Source organism: Bacillus sp. BR3(2024) (genome assembly GCF_039134555.1).
In the GTDB taxonomy this organism is placed as follows: Bacteria; Bacillota; Bacilli; order Bacillales; family Bacillaceae_G; genus Bacillus_A; species Bacillus_A cereus.
The window spans coordinates 2,770,911-2,791,777 of the sequence record NZ_CP152433.1; the positions used below are offsets into that span (position 1 = coordinate 2,770,911).

Here is a 20,867-nt window from a genome sequence, read left to right on the forward strand (position 1 = left end):
ATTATTTATTTAGCTTCCCCTTCCGGAGTCGTTTTTACCTTCGTTTTGTTTTTATCGCGGTTGTTATAGTTATACTTCGAACGATCTACTGGAGTGAATCCTTCCGGTGTGTAGAATCGTAATAAGTCACCATTCACGACTTGGTCAGAGTATTTTAGTGAGTTTTGAACCATTTGTTCATTTTTCTTTATTTCATCTGTAAATTCTACAGGTTTTCCAGTAGTTGTATCATAGTATTTGCCGTTTAGTGCAGTAACTGTTGGGCTTACGTAGTTACCGTTACGGAACGCAACGACTTGTTTATGATCTGGTGATAATAAATCAGAACCGAATTGAACATAATTCTTTGTATCTGTACCTAGTAAGTGTAATAGCGTTGGAAGAACGTCAATTTCACCACCGTATTGATGTTGTACGCCACCTTTCACTCCTGGTACACGAACGATTAATGGTACACGTTGTAACTGTGCATTTTCAAATGAGTTCATTTCTTTACCCATTACTTTTGACATTGCTGCGTTATGATTATCTGAAATACCGTAATGGTCTCCGTACATAACAATAATTGAGTTATCATATAAACCAGATTGTTTCAAGTAATCGATGAAGCCTTTTACAGATTCATCTAAATAGCGTGCTGTTTGGAAGTACGTATCTACTGATGAATCACCTGTTGTTGCTGGTTCAATCGTTGCTTCTGCCTTATCGATTGGATAAGGGAAATGGTTCGATAACGTAATAAACTTCGTATAGAACGGTTGTTTCAACGTTTGTAATAACGGAATAGATTCATTAAAGAACGGTTTATCTTTTAACCCGTAGTTTACTACGTCTTTTTCATTCATATCGTAGTATGACGCATCAAAGAATTTATTAAAACCAAATGATTTATAAATATCGTCACGGTTCCAGAATGTTTTGTAGTTACCGTGGAATACTGCTGATGTGTATCCTTGTTGTCCTAAAATAGCTGGTGCTGATTGATACGTATTATGAGATTTCGTTGTAAAGACAGAACCTTGCGGTAAACCAAACATTGAATTCTCTAACATAAACTCCGCATCAGATGTTTTCCCTTGTCCTGTTTGATGGAAGAAGTTATCAAAATAAAGTGTATTCGCATCTTTTGTAAATGAGTTTAAGAACGGTGTAACTTCTTGACCATTTAATTTGTAATCAATTAAGAAGTTTTGGAATGACTCTAAATGAATGTAAATTACGTTCATTCCCTTTCCTTTACCGAAATACTCAGGATTTGGACTTGCATAAGTTGATGTTAAATAATTTCGTACTTCTGTCATATTATCGCCATCAGCTAATGCTCGTTCTGTCGATGCTTTCGCACTTTGAATTCCATCATAAATTGTGTAGTTGTATGCACCTAAATATTTCACAATATAATTACGGTCAAACGTTCTTGTTAATAATTCAGGACGGTCAGACTCTGCAAGACCTAAGTTAACACTGAATAATAAAATACCTGCTACAAATACTAGAGATAATTTATGCTTCGCAACACGAATTGGTTTTGGATTTGCAAATTTTGTTGCGACTAACACAATTAATATAATCGTGTCTAAGAAGTATAATGGATCATAAAGATGTAGCAACGCAAGAATACTACCACCTAAATCTCCAAAGTTATTCGTTTGTGTTAATGTCGGGAACGTAATAAAGTCACTGAAAAAGCGATAGTATACTACGTTTGCGTATAAAAGAATCGACAATAACAAATTAATGATAATTAACCAAATATAAGATCGTTTCCCTTTTGCAAATAATGCAAGTCCTAAAAATAGAACTGCTGAACTAAGCGGGTTAAAAAACAGCAAGAATTTTTGAATTGTGTTTGAAATTCCTAAATTGAATTCCGTTACATAAGCTGCATATGTTTTGAGCCACAATAAAATAACGGCAAACAGAAAGAATCCAAAATGATTGCTTAACACACTTTTGCTCTTTAATAAGAACTGTTTCATTTCTCCACCTCTTTTGATCATCCAAGGCTTATTTTTTTATAAGTCTGTCTCTCTATTCAAATTTTCTTCTTCAAATAGATTATCTTTATTTAACTATATGAAGAATATTAGTAATTATAATTTGAAGCTAGTATTTATTCAACTATTTCTTTCTAGACATTTTGACCTTGGTTTCTATTTAACAAAATAAATTTGTAACATTTCCTGTTTTCTCCCAAGATTCATCCCCTAATTATGACACCCCATACTATATACCTTTATAAACTCATTCGCAAACTATTCTATCTCCAAATTTGGTACATATTTCACATGACAAAATAATACGATTTGATTATATTACTCCACTTACATTTCCCTTCTTCAACTAACTCTTTAAATCTTAAAGTCATTACATCCCTTCATACATGAAAAAATTCTCCTGTTCATTAATATTATATTTGAATAATTATTCATTTGACCGACCAGCGATGTTACGTTTTCTCGACAAAAAAACTCGCTCTAAAAAGAGCGAGTTTTTTCATTATATATTATTGACCTTTGTACATTGCATCTACTTGTTTTTGAAGTTCCTCATTTTCTAAGAACTCATCATAAGTAGCCTCTTTATCGATTACACCGTTTGGTGTTACTTCGATAATGCGGTTTGCAATTGTTTGCACGAACTGATGGTCATGAGATGTGAATAAGATTGTACCTTTGAATGCAATTAAACCGTTGTTTAATGCTGTGATTGACTCAAGGTCTAAGTGGTTCGTTGGATCGTCAAGTGTGATTACGTTCGCACCACTTAACATCATTTTAGATAACATACAACGAACTTTTTCGCCTCCAGATAATACAGAAACGTTCTTTTTAACTTCTTCACCTGAGAATAACATACGGCCTAAGAAACCACGTAAGAAGCTTTCAGACTCATCTTGTGGAGAAAATTGACGTAACCATTCAACTAAGTTGTAATCACTATTCTCAAAGTACTTAGAGTTATCTCTTGGGAAGTAAGACTGAGAGGTTGTAACACCCCATTTGAATGAACCGCTATCCGGCTCCATTTCACCCATAAGAATTTTAAATAATGTTGTCATCGCAATATCGTTACGGCCGATAAATGCAACTTTATCACCTTTATTTAAAGTGAAGTACACATTATCTAACACTTTTTCACCATCAATTGTTTTAGAAAGACCTTCAACAGTTAATAAGTCATTTCCTACTTCACGCTCAGGTGTGAAGCCAACGAATGGGTAACGACGTGATGACGGTCTAATATCATCTAATGTAATTTTGTCTAATAATTTTTTACGAGAAGTTGCTTGTTTCGCTTTAGAAGCGTTTGAACTAAAGCGTGCAATGAAGTTTTGTAACTCTTTTACTTTCTCTTCTTTTTTCTTATTAGCATCTTGTGTTAATTTTAAAGCTAATTGGCTTGACTCATACCAGAAGTCATAGTTACCAACATAAAGTTGAATTTTACCGAAATCAAGGTCAGCCATGTGCGTACATACTTTATTTAAGAAGTGACGGTCATGGGATACTACGATAACTGTGTTTTCAAAGTTCATTAAGAAGTTTTCTAACCATTGAATCGCTTTTAAGTCCAAGTGGTTGGTAGGCTCATCTAATAATAGAATGTCAGGTTGACCGAATAAAGCTTGAGCAAGTAATACTTTTACTTTCTCTGCCCCAGTTAATTCTGACAATTTCTTATCATGAAGATCTTCACCAATACCTAAACCTTTAAGAAGGATTGCAGCTTCTGACTCAGCTTCCCAACCGTTAAGCTCAGCGAACTCACCTTCAAGTTCAGCAGCACGCATACCATCTTCATCACTAAAGTCTTCTTTCATGTAAATAGCATTTTTCTCTTGCATTACTTTGTAAAGTTGCGTGTGACCCATAATTACTGTTTCTAATACTGGGAACTCTTCATATTCGAAATGGTTCTGTTTTAATACTGCTAGACGCTCACCTGGCGTAATATGTATGTCACCTGTTGATGGTTCAATTTCCCCAGATAAAATCTTTAGAAATGTAGATTTACCAGCACCGTTTGCTCCGATTAAACCGTAGCAGTTACCTGGCGTGAATTTTATGTTAACATCTTCAAATAATTTGCGATCCGCGAAACGCAAACTAACGTTACTTACTGTAATCATTTGTGTCCTCCTACTAATACCGCTTATTTCAGCGTTTTCTCACCGATTGTCTTAAAAAATCGCATATTACGACTCAATTATTGTAGACTATAGCTATTATATAGTAGAAGCTGGATGAATAGCAACGGTTGATTACCTTTCTACAATGAAATCGGATAGTTTTTGTCCATTCCCCTAGCTATTGTATGTATATCATCGACCTCTTTCTCATATAACCTTTCACTGCTCATTCTGTCATACATCGGATTCATTTTCATCTGAAATATTATATACCGAAAAAACTGTAGAGAAATCATTCCCTACAGTCTCTTCTTATTTCTTATTTTCTCTTTGTAACTCTTCATTTTACTCGTTAAACCTATTAAAGCAGGTAACAATATTGGCATCACAATGATAGCTAATAGTAACAACGCAACGCCAACTACGGATGCTACTTGTATAAGCGTTAATACACCTGAAGGGATTAATGCAGCAAATGTACCACCTAAAATAAGTGCCGCTGATAATACGACTCCTCCGATATGACGAGAAGCAGTTACAATTTTCGTCGCTGGGTCCCCTTCTAACTCATTGTATCTCATCATTACAAAAATACTATAATCCACTCCTAAAGCGACAATCATTATGAAACTAAAGAATGGAACATTCCAGCTTAATGAATCTACATGTAAAATATGCGTACTAATTTGTTCACTTATCCCTAATGATGCAAAGTAAGCTAATAGTAACAATCCAATAATAAAGATGGTGTTTAATAATGAACGTGTAATCACAATTAATACAATCGCGATTCCAATTAACATAATTGTAGCTGTACGTAAGAAATCTTGCCCAGTTACTTCTTTTAAATCAACGTTTCTAGCTGTCGTTCCTCCGATTGCTGTTTTCGCATGATTTAATTCCGACCCCTTCAAAGTACCATCTATTGTGTTATTGATTTCTTGAATAATTGGCATCGCTTCTTTTGAATACGGATTTACGTCTAAAATGATTGTCATTTTAGCAGTCTTTCTATCATGTGACATGTACGTATTCAAAGCTTTTTGGAAATCTTCTCCCTCCAAAACTTCTTTTGGAATATAGAATTTCTCAGAGCTTTTTGATTCGTTCAGTTCTCCTAAATATTTCTGAGCATCCCCTAGGCCATTACTTACCTTTTCAAGGCCTTCTGTACTTTTAGTTAGTCCGGATTGTAATTGACCCATCTGTTCTTGCAAGTCTTTCAGTCCGGTTAATAGCTGACCTTGCCCATCGTTTATTTTCGTTAATCCGGTTTGTAACTCAGATGACTTGTTCGCAATTTGTTTTGAACCTGAAGCACCTTCATTTAATCCATTTTTAAGATCAGCTGCTCCTTTTTGTAACTTAGTAACTCCATTGTTCATTTCTTTTAAGCCATTATCCACTTTCAATAACGATTGATTCGCTTCTTTAAATGATCCCATCGCCGCATTATGCTGCGCTTTCAATTTATTTAATTCATTTGAAAGCCCACCTAATTGCTTTTGAGCCTCTTTAGCAATTCCTATCGTCTGCAGAATGTTAGGATCATTTGCTAATTCTGGTTTCGTTTGAATGAAATTGGTCATTAACATTTCAATTTGTTCATAACCTTTCTTCGCACCGTCAATCGCTTGAGAAATACTTCCGAAGTATTGATCGTAAGAACTTAAACCTTTTTCTAACTGTGTATAGCCAGCATGAAGTTGTGAAGTTGCTTGAGATAATACACTTATATTTTCATTTACTGAAGTTAACCCACTCTCAATTTGCCGCGCACCTTGTGCTCCGTCATTTATGCCATTGGATAGTTGATTTAAAGCTGTTCCTAATGCTGATACACCACTTTTCGCTTCATTTGTTCCATCAATTAACTTTTGAACGTTCGCAAGACTATTTGAGTCCTTATTACCCATCTTATCTTTCGCAGTAGTTAATCCATCATTAATTTCCTTTATACCACCATTGGCATCTCCTAAACCTGTATTTAGTTCACCCGCTTGTTTATTTATATATAGTTCTTTAATCCTATCACCAGTTGGACGTGTCGGTGAATATACTTCTGAAACACCTTTTACTTTCAAAATCTTATCAGTTAGTTCATCTAAAGTTTGAAGCGAACTCGCCTCATCTAACTTGTTATTCGATTGAATGACTAACGTACTTGGTGAAGAAAAACCAGGTGGAAAATGTTCTTCTATTACGTTAATCCCCATTTTCGACTCATATTTATTGTCTACTTCAAATAAATCGTTGTAATTAAGTGTATTAGAATACTTTAATATGAAAGGAATTGATATCACGAATACAATAATTAAAGCTACAAATGGTCTCACTACTGAGTTTTTCGCAAAGAATCCCCATAGACGACTGTCTTCATGACCTTTAAATGTTTTAACGGGATAAAACATCCCTTTTCCTAAAAGCACCATAAAAAACGGATTTAACGTAGTTAATACTAGTAATAAAACTGCGACACCAATTGCTACCGCTGAAGTAGATTGATATAGTTTAAAACTCGCTAAAGCAAGAGATGCAAAACCAATTAGTACTGCTATCCCGCTATATAAAACGGTTTTCCCTGCCGATTTAAATGTTTCTTTCGTAGCCAAAAATGCGTTTTCTTGTTTACTTAATTCTTCTTTAAATCTCGTAAATAATAAAATGTTATAGTCTGTTCCAACCCCAAACAGGACAACAACGACAAACACTTGTGTAAAGTTAGAAAATGGAAAATTAAATTGATCTACTAAATGAGCAATAATCCCCATTGAAACTAAATATGATACCCCAACAGTAAGAAGAGAAACAATTGGAACAATAGGTGAACGGAATACAATGATTAATATTACAAGAATGAAAATGATTGAAATAACTTCAGTCTTTTTCACTCCCTCTTGAGAAGATGTAAGGAAATCTCCTGCTATTAAATCACTTCCTGTTAAGTACGTTGTTACCCCTTTCGTTTTCACTTTATTATGAAGGTTATTTGTAACTTTCGATATTTCACCATGCTTTTTATCTATCGATATTTGCGTTAAAATAGTCGTATTATCTTTAGAAACTAATTGTTTCTCTAATTCTTTATTATCTAAATGTGAAACAACTTCTTTAATTCCTAATTGTTCTTTTTCATTTTGCAAAGCGTTGATTGTTTTTATTATTTCCTCTTTTTGCTCAGTCGTTAAAGCTGTTTTACTGTCACTATTAAAAACAACTATAATGTCATACTTTTCTGTCCCGTCTTTATCCATTTCTTTTATCATTTTGTCAGCAATACTACTTTGTTCTGTATTAGGAATCGTAATGTGCCCTTTTTCTTTCACTAATTTATCCATATTAGGCATCGTTACGATCATTGTAATGGTAATAACTATCCATAATAGAAAAGATAAACTTCTCCAATTTTTCAGCTTGCTCATTTGCATCATCTCCCGCGATTAAAATTTACGTTAGTTACGGAATGAATATTCATTCCTATTATTCTATTACATTATTTTGTAAACTCTATTAAACTAGTCTTTCCGGAATGAATATTCATTCCTTTAGTTGCACAAATACCCTCTCCTACTCTCATTTTTTAATTCTATTTAGGAATGAATATTCATTCCTGTCCTTATAAAGCTATAGAATCAAATGATTCTAATAGCGTTCCAAGAGCTTTCTTCCAATTCTTTTACTAACTCTTTCGAGTATTCTAATTGCCCTGTTGCAATTACTTTCGTTAATTTTTCTAACGGTTGATATACAATAATAATTAAAGCAACTGGAGGCAATGGACGAAGCAAACCTTTTGCGATTCCATCTTCAATAATATTCATAAAGAAGCCTATAAAATCGTCAAATATTTTCTTACTCTGCTCATCAAGAAAATAACTATCACAGTGAGAATTTGTAAATAAAAAAGCATCCACATTGTTTCTCGCAAATTCAAATAAACGGTTATACGTATGACTAAACTGTTCACGAATATTTGCTTCAACAGGAAAATCCGTTTTTATCATTTCAGAAAGCTGTAACATACTTTTTGAAAATAATGAGTTAACAAGCGCCTCTTTATTTTCAAAATAGCGATAAATAGTACCCGCACCGACATTTGCTTTTTCAGCGATCATTGGAATTGTCGTACCATCGTAACCACGCTCTGCAAAAAGTTGCATCGCAGCATCAAAAATATCCTCTTGTTTGTTTTTAGCCATTTTTTCCACCTCTATTTTCAGGAATGAAAATTCATTCCGTTTTTAATTATAAATTACAGGGAATAAAAGTCAAGTGCGTGACAACGTATAGTTGCGATTCTATTCTCTTGTATGTGAATAAAATTATATCAGCGATTTTCAGGATATATCAACTTACCGACAAAAATTAATACAATGAGATGGAGCTATCCCAAAATTTTGTTCGAAACAACTCCATCTTATATGCAAATTAAAAGAAATCATAAATAAACGGCTTGCGCACTGGTACTACATTCTCAAATGCCCGTATTTCCTCTTCGCTTCCGCTAATTAATTCTAATTCATTTAGTTCTAATGGGCGTTTGTATCCAAGCAGTATTGTAGATAGTGCATTTATATCTAGCTTGATCCCTTTATCCATTGGTTCTTCTATAATTGCTATTTCATAATTTGCAAGTCTCACCGATACATTATTCCACGGTGCAAATGAATCTGTAATATGTAAAATGACTTCTTGTTGTACATTGTTCCAGTTTAACTCATACTGTTTTAAGAACTGCTCTACATCTACAATTCTTCCCATAAAATATGGTTTTATTTCTGTTTTCACACGTGGTTCTTGCAATGTATATAACAACTGTTCGTTTTCACTTACTGTCATTTCAAGCTCTTTAATCATAGAATCATGCTGGCAAATAAAATTCCATAGACCATTTCGTGCTTCATTATGCAGTGGAACAAATTCATCTACTGTCATTTTATAGTTTTCTATTTTATATAACATATAGCCGGCTGCACTTTTATTTTCATCGTAATAAATTGCTAATGTTAAATCCTCATAAACAGCTTGTAACCACCATTTTTCATTGCGAACTAGCATACCAGAAAAATGTTCTGCAAATGTTTCATAAAGCTTCTCGACCTCTTCTGGGTGATTTTCTTTATTGAAACGTTTCACAGTACCATTCACTTGTTTTTTCATAACTAAATCACTCTTTGTCAAATGACATACGAGAAGATTCGCACAAAGTTCCCAGCCGTATTTACGGTAAAATGTAACAGCAAATGGGTGTAACATAGAGACTGTAAAGCCATCTTTTTTCATTGTTTGAAGTGAATGTTGAAGTAGCTCTTTTACATACCCACTTCTTCTGTACTCTGGATACGTCGCTACTCCTGCAACGCCACCCATTTTAAATTTTTCTTTACCTATGTAAATATGAAACGGGATGAGGTGTAGTTTTGCAGCTAAGTCCTCACCTTCCATAATACCGTATACTTCATGACTTTCCTTCATCTTTGTAAGTTGCTGCTGTAATCGTTCCTCATCTACTTTATATTGAAAAGCGTATTCTGATAAACGTAATGCTTCTCTGAACTTATCTTCTTTTAATTGTATGACATTCATATAATTCTCCTCCATTCCCTGTTTGAATTGTATCATAATTCTTACTATTATAGTTCGGTAAGTGAAACTACAAGGACGTTTTAACAAAAAAAGCAGATACATCACGTATCTGCTTTCCATCCTTTTTATTTATCTAATTTTTGAAGTTCGTCAAAGAATGTAGGATATGATACACCTACTGCTTCTGCATCTTCAATAATTGTTTTTCCTTCTGCCAGGCAACCAGCAATTGCAAGCATCATTCCGATACGGTGATCACCATAACTATTTACTGTATTGCCTTTTAGAGCTGATTTTCCGTAAATGATCATACCGTCATCAGTTGCTTCTATGCGAGCTCCTAGTTTCGTTAATTCAGCAACGACTGTATCAATACGGTTTGTTTCTTTTACTTTTAATTCGTGTGCATCTTTAATTACTGTAATTCCTTCTGCTTGCGTTGCCGCTAATGCGATTACAGGAATCTCATCGATTAATCTAGGGATAATATCTCCGCCAATTTCAATTCCTTTTAATGAAGATGTTTCGATTGTAATATTTGCAGCTGGTTCCGATGCCCCTTCGTTAATTAGATCTACAGTGAACGTAGCACCCATTTTTTCTAAAACATCAATAATACCGGTACGGGTTGGATTCATCCCTACATTTTGTAATACTAGTTTACTATTTGGGATGATTGCACCTGCTACTAAGAAAAATGCTGCTGATGATACGTCACCTGGCACTTGAATGTCTGTTGCTGTTAATTTTTGTCCACCTGACAGCTTCACTGTTTTCCCTTCGCGAGTTACTTTAACACCAAATGCTTCAAGCATTCTTTCCGTATGGTCGCGGGAAATATGTGGTTCTGTAACAGCTGTTACACCTTCTGCACGAAGACCTGCAAGTAAAATAGCTGACTTTACTTGTGCACTTGCAACAGGAGAAATATATTCAATTGCTTTTAAATCTCCACCACGTATTGTTAACGGTGTAAATGTTCCTTCTTCTCGGCCGTCTATGTTTGCGCCCATTTGTTTTAATGGGTTTGTTACACGCTTCATCGGTCTTTTTGCGATAGATTCATCACCTTGTACGCAAGAGAAAAATGGTGTGTTAGCTAGTATACCTGACATTAATCGGATTGTTGTACCAGAATTACCAACATCTAATACAGCTTTCGGTTCTTGTAAACCTTCTAATCCTTTACCAACTACAGTAACCTCATCACCGTTTTGCGTAATTTCTACTCCCATTTCTTTAAAACATGAAATCGTACTTAAACAGTCTGCACCGGGCAAGAAACCTTTAATTGTTGTTTTCCCTTCTGCAATAGAACCGAACATAACAGCACGGTGTGAAATGGATTTATCACCTGGGATTGTAATATTGCCATTCAATCCGTTATTAACAGGTTGTATTGTTCTTTCTTTCACGTTTTTCACCTTCTCATTTAAATTGTTTCATAAGTTTGGTATTCTTCTTCTCCAAGCGCTAGCTTTGCTTTCATACGATCTTCTTCCCTTTGGAAGCTAATACGTAATACCCCAAGCAGTCCTTCACGCGCTTCTAATATTTGCAAGTTCGTAATACTAATTTCCTCGCGCGCTAAAATACTCGTAATATGAGCCAATGCCCCCACCTTATCTAATACATCGACGTATAAGTCGTGATAGGCAGGAATTGCCCCTCTCTTTCTTACTGGTAAAGAATCACGGTATTCTTTCGCATCTGCAAAATAGTTTTGAATCTCGCCTGCATCTCCGGTAGAAACTGTTTTATATAAATCTTCCATTTCAGAGATCCACTCTTTTAATAATACCATTAAATGCTCTCGATTTTGCTTTACAATATCACTCCACATTTTCGGACTACTAGATGCGATACGTGTAATGTCTTTAAACCCTCCAGCAGCTAGCTGATGAATGAGCGGATTATCTCCTGCATGTTTCTCTACTTGCTTCACTAAACCTGCTGCGATAAGGTGCGGGAAATGACTAACGATCCCTGTTACATAGTCATGTTCTTCTGTATTTAAAACAAGGAAATGTGATCCCGTTCCTTTTAACCAATCTTTTAACTCTTCCACTTGTTCATTTGGCACATGATGCATAGGTGTTAAAATGTAAAATGCATTTTCAAATAAATGCGCTTTTGCACTTTCAACTCCCGTTTTATGAGAACCTGCCATTGGATGTCCACCAATGAAAGATACTTCCTTTGAAAATAAAGTTTCTGCTTCATTCATAATCGTGCCTTTTGTACTACCAACATCAGTCACTATAACATCTTCTCGTAAACGGAATGACGCAAGTTTGTGTAATAGCTTCTTCGTTTCTTCAACTGGAGAAGCAAAAATAATTAAATGTGCCTCTTCACATGCATGCTGTAAATTAATTGCTATTTCATCTACTACATGTAATTCTTTTGCACGCTCTACTTGTTCTTGAAATATATCATAACCTGTTATCGTTACATCGTGCTCTTTCTTAATTGCTAATGCGAGAGAGCCTCCGATTAAACCAGTTCCAATTAATACTACCTTTTTACGCATTTTCCTCATCTCGAGACTTTCTTTTTTTATTTTCAAAGTGTTGTTGTAACACTGAAATCACCCCTTCATTTTGCTCCCTTGTTCCAACTGTAATACGGACACCATTTGGGAATGGACGAATAATAAACCCTGCATGTGCACAAGCTTCATAAATCTCTCCTGCATTCTCAACTGGCAAGAAGATGAAATTTGTTTGCGATGGATAAAATGGAATTTCATTTTCCTTACAAAAGCTTTCGTATTGTTGTAATCCCTCTGTATTCACACGAACTATTTCTTCAATAAACTCGTTATCACCAAAAGCAATCGTAGCTGCTTTTTGCGCTAATGAAGATACGTTAAATGGTAAACGTACGACATTTAATTTCTCAATTAGCTCTTCCTGTCCGATCGCATATCCAACGCGGAAAGAAGCTAATCCGTATGCTTTAGAAAACGTTCTAAGTACAAGAATGTTTTTATGTTTTTCTAAAAGCGGTAATGTCTCAGGGAAATCTTTTGCTGTTACGTATTCATAGTACGCTTCATCAATGACAATTAACGTATTTTCACTAATACCTTCAATGAATTGAGTCAATTTTCGGTCATTCACATATGTGCCTGTTGGATTGTTCGGGTTACAAATCCATACAATTTTTGTATCGTTATCTACTACTGAAGAAATTTCTTCTAAGTCGTATACACCGTTATTTAACGCAATTTCCTTCACTTCGCAACCTTCTATAATGGCATGATGACGATACTGTGGGAATGTTGCACCTGCTGTTACAATGTTATCTCCCGCTCGTAATACGGCGCGGCTTATTATTTGAATGATTTCATCTAAACCACTACCACAAAGTACTTGTTCCATTTGCACATGCAACTTATCTGCAATTGTTTGACGGAGCGTTGTAGCACCTCCGTCAGGATATAAAGCATGTTCCAACCACGATTTTTGCAGCTCATCTAAAACACGTGGCGAACAGCCGAATGGATTTTCATTCGATGCTAATTTCACAAACGAATGATCTCCGTACACTTCTTTCATTTGTTCTGGTGATTTACCTGGTTTATATGGTTGTAATGATGATAGTTGATCTTTTACTTGCACGTTAAACCCACCTTTTTATTAAAATTCTTTTGCGTAGTTATTGTGTTTCATAATGTTTTGTTTTAATAATTCCATACGATCTTTTCCGAATTGTTCGACTAGTGCATCTGCAAGTTCCCATGCCACAACAGATTCAGCTACTACACCCGCCGCTGGTACTGCGCAACTATCAGATCTTTCAATACTCGCTTGGAATGCTTCTTTCGTATCAATATCAACGCTTGCTAACGGTTTGTATAAAGTAGGAATTGGCTTCATCACGCCTCTTACGATAATTGGCATACCTGTTGTCATACCGCCTTCTAAACCGCCGGCATTATTCGTTCTTCTCGTGTATCCTTTTTCTTCATCCCACAGAATTTCATCATGCACTTTGCTTCCTGGTTGTCGTGCCGCTTCAAAACCTACGCCGATTTCAGCACCTTTAAATGCATTTATACTCATAATTGCACCAGCAAGTTTTGCATCTAATTTACGATCGTAATGGACGTAACTACCGACGCCAATCGGCATACCTTCTGCAATGACTTCCACAATACCACCGATTGAATCTCCGCTACTTTTTGCGTTGTCAATCGCATCCATCATTTCTTGCTCTACTTCTTTATCTAAACATCGAACTGGTGAGTTTTCAGTTATCGTTTGGATTTCTTCAATCGGTAAGTTTGAAATATGTTTTGCTTTTACTCCACCAATTTCAAGAACATGTCCTGCAATTTCCACGCCTAATTCGCTTAAAATTTGTTTTGCAACTGCACCAGCAGCTACACGAACTGTCGTTTCTCTTGCAGATGAGCGCTCTAATACGTTTCTTATATCACGATGACCATATTTAATTGCTCCATTTAAATCCGCATGTCCTGGACGTGGTTTTGTAATTGTACGTTTCATGTCCTTACTTTCTTTTTCAGAAATTGGCTCTGCACCCATTACTTTCGTCCAATGTTTGAAATCATCATTTTTTACAATTAACGTAATCGGTGATCCAAGTGTCATCCCGTGACGAACACCACTTACAATTTCAACTGTATCTGTTTCAATTTGCATACGTCTTCCGCGTCCATGACCTTTTTGTCTTCTTAATAATTCTTTATTAATATGTTCCGCCGTAAGTGTCAAACCTGCTGGTACACCTTCTAAAATAACTGTTAACTGCGGTCCATGTGATTCTCCAGCTGTAATGTATCTCATTTCTCTTGCCCCTTTACTATTTTTTTGTACAAAAAAGTCCCTACTGAGCGCTCAGTAGGGACGATGTTTATCGCGGTACCACCCTAGTTGTAGACTTCTTTCGTCTACCTCTCTTCTTCTTTAACGATCGTTTGACCGTCTTACCCTCCAAAAGTTGTCGGGAAAGATGCTCCAAGGCTGTAATTCATGCTTACCTTTGTACTGATTCACACCGACCATCAGCTCTCTTTAACAGTGAGATAAGCACTACTGTTTCCTCTTCAACGCATATATGATATGGAATTAAGATAATTTATTTTTGAAACCTTTTAACTCATCCATGAATCTATGGAATTCTGGAATGTCCATTTGTTGTGCAGAATCTGATAATGCAACTGCTGGATCTGGATGAACTTCAGCCATTACTGCATCTGCGCCAATTGCTAGTGCCGCTTTCGCTGTTGGTAATAATAAATCTCTGCGTCCAGTTGAATGTGTTACATCAACGATAACTGGTAAATGTGTTTCTTTCTTTAAAATTGGTACTGCAGAAATGTCTAATGTGTTACGTGTTGCTCTTTCGTATGTGCGGATACCGCGCTCACAAAGAATAATTTGATCGTTACCTTGCGCAATGATGTATTCCGCTGCGTTAATGAACTCATCAATTGTTGCTGCTAATCCACGTTTTAATAATACTGGTTTGTTAACTTTACCTACAGCTCGTAATAAATCGAAGTTTTGCATGTTACGTGCGCCAACTTGAATTACATCAACGTAGTCTAATGCCATTTCAACATCGTTCGGATTTAAAATTTCACTAATAATTGCTAAGTCAAACTCGTCTGCTACTTGACGTAAAATTTGAAGTCCTTCTACTCCTAAACCTTGGAAATCATATGGAGAAGTTCTCGGTTTGAATGCACCACCGCGCATTAATTTTAAGCCTTGGTCTTTCATCGCTTGCCCTACTTGACGAACTTGTTCTAAACTTTCTACTGCACAAGGTCCCATAATGAACGTTTGTGTTCCGTTTCCAATCAATTCACCTTTTACATCAACGATTGTATTTTCTTGTTTCTTTTTACGTGATACTAGTAACGCTTTACGGTTATCATCTTCTTGTAACTCTAAGCTTGCTTTGAAAATCGTTTTGAAAATATGTTGAACTGTTGATGTTTCGAATGGTCCTTCGTTATGCTCTGCGATCATATCAAGTACTTCACGCTCACGTACTGGATCAAAGCGTTTCGTGCCTTGTACTTGCTTTTGCTCTCCAATTTTTTGAACAATTTCACCACGTTTGTTTAAAAGGTGTAATAGTTGTAAGTTAATTTCATCTACCTGTTTACGTAATTGATCTAATTCATGATTTGCCATTTGGAAATCCTCCTCTAATGTTTTAAAAGTATAGTAAGAGAATAAAAAATTCTCTATTTTCTGAACTGACTAATTATACAAATTTATAGTGGAATCGATACCTCTTCTTATTTTAAACTAATAATTCGTACACAGACATAAACTACTAGTTAAAAATCCACTTTTTTGTACAAAAAAGCCCTACTGATCCAATCAGTAGGGACGATATTTATCGCGGTACCACCCTAGTTGTAGACTTCTTTCGTCTACCTCTCTTCATTGTTAACGATCATCTGACCGTCTTTCCCTTCATAAAGACAATACTATCTTTACTACGAAAAAGATGCTCCAGGACTGTAATTCGCTCTTGTTTATGTACTGGTTTGCACCAACCACCAGCTCTCTGTTACAGGGAAACAACAACTACTGCTTTTCCTTTCAATGCATGACTATTTAATTTTCAAGTTGAACCACTAAAATACAAAAAGTCCCTACTGAATAAATCAGTAGGGACGATATTTATCGCGGTACCACCCTAGTTGTAGACTAACTTTCCGTCTACCTCTCTTCACTGTTAACGATCAATTGACCGCTTTTTCCTCATAAAGACAAACTATCTTTATTACGAAAAAGATGCTCCAAGACTGTAATTCATGATTATCCCTGTACTGGTTCACACCAACCACCAGCTCTCTGTTACAGTAAGACTAACCACTACTGTGATCTCTTCATTGCACTTTGTTTATTCAAATGTTTTTGAAATTGAATAAGTATGATTCGTATTATAGAACGCTTTTCAAAACACTGTCAACAACTTTTTATATATTTTTTTAAATTCCACTTTCGTCCTATAATTCTTTTTGTAAATCACCCATTACAATTCCTATGCGAATTATTTCATTTTCTAGTAAATGTAAAACATATTCCTCTACTTCATACTGAACTAATAATTCTTTTATTTTTATGATTTCTTTTTCAAATAAAACGGCTTCGTGACATGTTTGTAGTAAAATAAAAAACACATTTGCAAATATTTCTTTATGCGCTTTCATACTTTCTTTTTTATGAAGCATTTCAATCAATAACTGCTTCATTTCCTCACCTGCACATTTACCATGTACACTTGAAAATGCACGAGACATAATACATAATCCTTTTTCTAATATTTCATCCATGTATAAAATAATACGTAAAAGCATTACATATTCTCTTGCAGTTATCTCACCCATTTTTGGTCGTTCTCGCAAAAATACACTGAGCCAAGCTGTCCAAAATTTTTGTTGTTCTTTTACACTTAATGTTTTGACGTAATAGCATAAAAACTGCATAAACTTAATTTTATTTTCTTCATTTTCTAGTATGAGTAACGGGTATAACCAATCTGTTTTTTGATCCCAATATAGTACACATTTAATAAATACAAAGCTAAGCCACTTCAAGAAAGCTTCTCTCGTATGCGGATGTAATACTTCCAAATGTTCTATCGCATACTTAATAAATCGCTTCATTTCTGTAAATAAAGGTAGATTTATTTGCGTGTAACATAAGCCGGCCCATGCATATTCCGTAATCTCATTTTGTTTTTTTAAATCTAAGTATGGTAACAAATATTTTCGGCACCATTGTTTTTCAATATGATATAGGAATGTAATATCTGCTATTAAACGAGCAAACATAAAGTTTGTTCGTTCCGAATTAACTCTTACTTGTTCTTCAAATAAAAATAAATATTCATATACATTACGATCGTATAAATGATCATATGATAACAACTTTAATAATACAGCCGTCATTTTTCCAACTGGATGCTGAATTGATTCATTATAAAAATCTTGTTTCCCAAGCTTAAAGTCTGTATCACTCTTCATAACTTGAGGAAACACTGAAAATGCAAATCGTTTTACAACACGTATACTATTCTCTTCTAATTCTTCTAGTCGATTACTAATTTCATATAGAAAACTACTAATTAACCAATGAAAAGCAGTATTTCTAACAAATTTCTGCAATAGCGGAATAATTTTTTGGATTTGCTCATTCGTCAATCCTCGATTATTTCGCCATTCTCTAATACAAACAAACCATACTTCATTACTTATTTCTTGCACTCCTACTAATTGGTATGCAAATGAAATACTCCACTCTGTGTTTAATTTACATGCTTTTGATAACATCTCTAAAAAATGGCGTTGTTCAAAAACACCATCTTGCGAAAATTGCTGAACTTGCTTCATAATTTCAACATCTTTCAGCTGCAATAATCCGTCAGCAGTTACATTACAAGTAATGCTTTCTGCTGTATCCTCTTTCTTTTGTACACTGTATCGTTCAGAATGAAAATGAGGATGCTTTTGCTTCATTAACTCATACCCATTTGCCGTAGATGGGCTATTCGAATCACACTTGAATAATAAGTCTAATACGAGACATGCATCAAATACCCGCTCTTCTGTAAGATGCTTTATTACAGTTCGAGTGACTTCTTCTTTTGTTTTTTCTAAACAATGTGCATAATGCCTTTTTAAAAGTTGAAAAACTTCGTGTTTATAAGTGAAATCTAAAAGAAGTCCTTCATGTAACAACCATTTCATTTTGTCATCTACACGAACAAAAATATTTTTATTCATCGCATCAATTGCAATTCGCTTTTGAAGTACGCTATTTGCTTCTATCATTTCTGTAATATAATAATCCGCTTTTTTCTCATTGTTTTCGCATAAATAAGTTAGACACTCTTTTACAATTCGTATTAAAAATGCAAGATCATTTTGATGAAACTCTTTCTCTACATTTTCCTTATTTCTTTTTTTCAGTGCCGTTTGTCTTAACGACAACATTCTCAATTTTTCTAATCCAATCATCATAATTGGAACAGCATAATAAGCGATATATGGCCTCATCTTTTCGTTCCAAATTTGCTCCACATGAGAAAATGTAGATACTGGTAAGCGACTCGATTCCTCGAGTTCTATTGATTCTTGCGTATCATTTCCCCATTTTCTTACACGTTTCAACTTCAGTTTTCCGTCTAAAATAAAAGTTAGTAACAATAAGGCAATTTCTTTATGCTCAGGAAAAGAACATTTTTGCAGTAACTTAGAAATCTTTTCTATAGAGCTACTATCTTTTTCAGCTGTTTCTAATAAAAGGAGTGTCCACCTTGCAAACAACAACGGGTCCATCTTACTCTTCGTTTCGTTTAAGTAGTTACAAATTGTTCTCCATAATAACGGTGATATTTTAGAATAGTTTTTATAAATTAATTGAAATAATTCTTTCTGATGACTAAAAAGAAATTGTTCCACTAACCATTCTGCAAGTAATTCATCTACTTCATTATAGTTTGGCGTAAGCATAAACAAATTTTGTAATTTACCTTCTGCTTCTAACCATTCGACCCATTCATAATCATGAGCAAATTCCACAAAGTAACGTACTGTTTCAATTTTTTTAATCGATTGCTTTATGTATGATAATTGTTCCTGTTCTACTGACGGGGGAACCGTTACAATATCCCGAATACGCATTCTTTTCGTAATATAATTATCACCCATTAATTCAGCCCAGCGTTTTACCGCTTTTACAAGGGATTGATGATTATTCACCTTATTCGGATACACAATTGGCCTTATCCCCAAATGTTCCCAGTGGTACGTATTTTCTCCTTGTGCGACAAAAGCAAATCGTCTTGTACTTGGTGGTAAACCAGTTGCTAAATATTTCATTACTGGGTCATTATGACTATATCCAACGAATAAAACGGTGTAATTTGAGAATAGATCAACTAAAAACCTTCTCGCCCACCCTTCCGTTAAGTAAGCCCTTCCAAAATCACCATCTGTTAAAATTAAAGCCTCTTTCTCCTGTTCTACATTACCATGTATGTAAGCAAGACCTTTAAAAGCTCTCCCAGTCGGTAAAGCTGGAGCGTAATAAACATTGATATCTCTATTTATTTCTTTAATTGCAGTTGTAAAATGTTGATCAAAATTTGTTGTTACAATGCGGATATCTGTATCTAAAGGAAATAACCTTGGAATTGCATAATGCAATGGATTCGGTTTTGATTTCTCTATATGAACGAGATCTCTTGCGACTTGATGTACATCTTTTGTTTTCGCAATTTTGCCAAGATAATAATCATGTGGCTCTGTTATTTCACGTTTTTCGACATATAACGTTTTTGCAATTTCATCAACTAAATCATCAAAATTCGGTAAGTTTGATTTCCCTTTCATAGAAACTCCCGCTCCAACAAATAATACTAACTTTCCTTGCTCAAGGTGATCAATTAACTCATCTGGAATTTCTACTTCTGAAGTAATCCACATCTTGGATTCCCCCTTACCTAAAAATGTCATACACTCTCATTTTACTATAACATTTTTTCATTGTTTTTATAATATTTAGACTAAATTCCGAACATGAAAAAGTTTTATGTAAATAAATCCGTTACAATGTATGAACTCCAGAATTTATTGAAAAACTATGTATAAATCGGAGGTGTAAATTTTGAATGATTTCACAGTAGTGCTTATCAAGTTTATATCGTGCATTATCGCATTTAGCATTGGGCTTGCTTTATTTTTCCCTGCAACGTTTGTTCAAATTATTTCATTCAGTCTCTTTGTTACAATCGTATCCTACATGTTCGTTGATAAAATTATTTTAAATCGAATTGGCAATACTGGTGCCATTATGTCGGATTTCTTATTAACATATTTAAGCGTATGGATTTTCGGTAATATTTTATTAGACAACTATATGCAAATTGCATGGGGCAGTATCCTTTCTGCCATCGTCTTCACTTTATCTGAAGTAATCGTTCATCGCTTCTCTAACTCTCATACAAGGCACAACAATGATAACATTCGTATTAATCGCCGCTTTGCATATGGTACAGAGTTTGCTGAAGAACAAAATATATTGGATAAAGATAAGAAAAAGTAACGTTTTAATGCAGGAGCGCCCTTTTTAACTATGTGGTGCTCCTT

12 protein-coding genes and 3 other annotated features are annotated in these 20,867 nt (G+C 34.9%); of the genes, 1 reads left to right on the forward strand and 11 read right to left on the reverse strand.

Annotated features, from left to right (window positions below; genetic code table 11):
• Positions 1–5: 5 nt before the first annotated feature.
• From V7S45_RS14415 to V7S45_RS14465, 11 genes are all read right to left on the reverse strand, one after another.
• A complete protein-coding gene (locus V7S45_RS14415; RefSeq protein ID WP_000808770.1) occupies positions 6–1,979 on the reverse strand; it encodes an LTA synthase family protein in 1,974 nt (657 codons plus the stop codon).
• A 527-nt stretch (positions 1,980–2,506) separates the two neighbouring features.
• Positions 2,507–4,132, reverse strand: coding sequence for an ATP-binding cassette domain-containing protein (locus V7S45_RS14420; RefSeq protein ID WP_000633864.1), 1,626 nt, complete (start codon positions 4,130–4,132; stop codon positions 2,507–2,509).
• A 299-nt stretch (positions 4,133–4,431) separates the two neighbouring features.
• Positions 4,432–7,554 carry an MMPL family transporter gene (locus V7S45_RS14425; protein WP_025687156.1) on the reverse strand — a complete coding sequence of 1,041 codons (3,123 nt, stop codon included), beginning with the start codon at positions 7,552–7,554 and terminating at the stop codon, positions 4,432–4,434.
• 210 nt (positions 7,555–7,764) lie between these two features.
• The gene (locus tag V7S45_RS14430) at positions 7,765–8,331 is read right to left on the reverse strand and encodes a TetR/AcrR family transcriptional regulator (RefSeq protein ID WP_001107309.1); all 567 of its coding nucleotides are present in this window, start codon (positions 8,329–8,331) and stop codon (positions 7,765–7,767) included.
• 229 nt (positions 8,332–8,560) lie between these two features.
• A complete protein-coding gene (locus V7S45_RS14435) occupies positions 8,561–9,718 on the reverse strand; it encodes a GNAT family N-acetyltransferase (RefSeq protein WP_001100928.1) in 1,158 nt (385 codons plus the stop codon).
• Positions 9,719–9,843: 125 nt separating this feature from the next.
• A complete protein-coding gene (aroA, locus tag V7S45_RS14440) occupies positions 9,844–11,133 on the reverse strand; it encodes a 3-phosphoshikimate 1-carboxyvinyltransferase (RefSeq protein WP_025687154.1) in 1,290 nt (429 codons plus the stop codon).
• Between the two features lie 17 nt (positions 11,134–11,150).
• The gene (tyrA, locus tag V7S45_RS14445; protein WP_025687153.1) at positions 11,151–12,251 is read right to left on the reverse strand and encodes a prephenate dehydrogenase; all 1,101 of its coding nucleotides are present in this window, start codon (positions 12,249–12,251) and stop codon (positions 11,151–11,153) included.
• Positions 12,244–13,344 carry a histidinol-phosphate transaminase gene (gene hisC, locus V7S45_RS14450; protein WP_025687152.1) on the reverse strand — a complete coding sequence of 367 codons (1,101 nt, stop codon included), beginning with the start codon at positions 13,342–13,344 and terminating at the stop codon, positions 12,244–12,246. Before hisC ends, tyrA begins: the two co-directional genes overlap by 8 nt.
• 18 nt (positions 13,345–13,362) lie before the next feature.
• Complete coding sequence (aroC, locus tag V7S45_RS14455; protein ID WP_025687151.1) at positions 13,363–14,535, reverse strand: chorismate synthase; 1,173 nt, start codon at positions 14,533–14,535, stop codon at positions 13,363–13,365.
• Between the two features lie 53 nt (positions 14,536–14,588).
• Positions 14,589–14,808, reverse strand: a binding site (T-box leader).
• Positions 14,809–14,817: 9 nt separating this feature from the next.
• Entirely contained in the window at positions 14,818–15,894 is a 1,077-nt protein-coding gene (locus V7S45_RS14460; protein ID WP_001273575.1) for a bifunctional 3-deoxy-7-phosphoheptulonate synthase/chorismate mutase, read from the reverse strand.
• A gap of 194 nt (positions 15,895–16,088) precedes the next feature.
• Positions 16,089–16,324, reverse strand: a binding site (T-box leader).
• Between the two features lie 54 nt (positions 16,325–16,378).
• Positions 16,379–16,614: a binding site (T-box leader), on the reverse strand.
• Positions 16,615–16,721: 107 nt separating this feature from the next.
• Positions 16,722–20,204 carry a DUF4020 domain-containing protein gene (locus tag V7S45_RS14465; protein WP_000265214.1) on the reverse strand — a complete coding sequence of 1,161 codons (3,483 nt, stop codon included), beginning with the start codon at positions 20,202–20,204 and terminating at the stop codon, positions 16,722–16,724.
• Positions 20,205–20,385: 181 nt separating this feature from the next.
• On the opposite strand from V7S45_RS14465, the gene V7S45_RS14470 reads away from it, so the two are divergent.
• Positions 20,386–20,823 carry a YndM family protein gene (locus V7S45_RS14470; RefSeq protein ID WP_000997702.1) on the forward strand — a complete coding sequence of 146 codons (438 nt, stop codon included), beginning with the start codon at positions 20,386–20,388 and terminating at the stop codon, positions 20,821–20,823.
• The last annotated feature ends 44 nt before the right edge of the window (positions 20,824–20,867 follow it).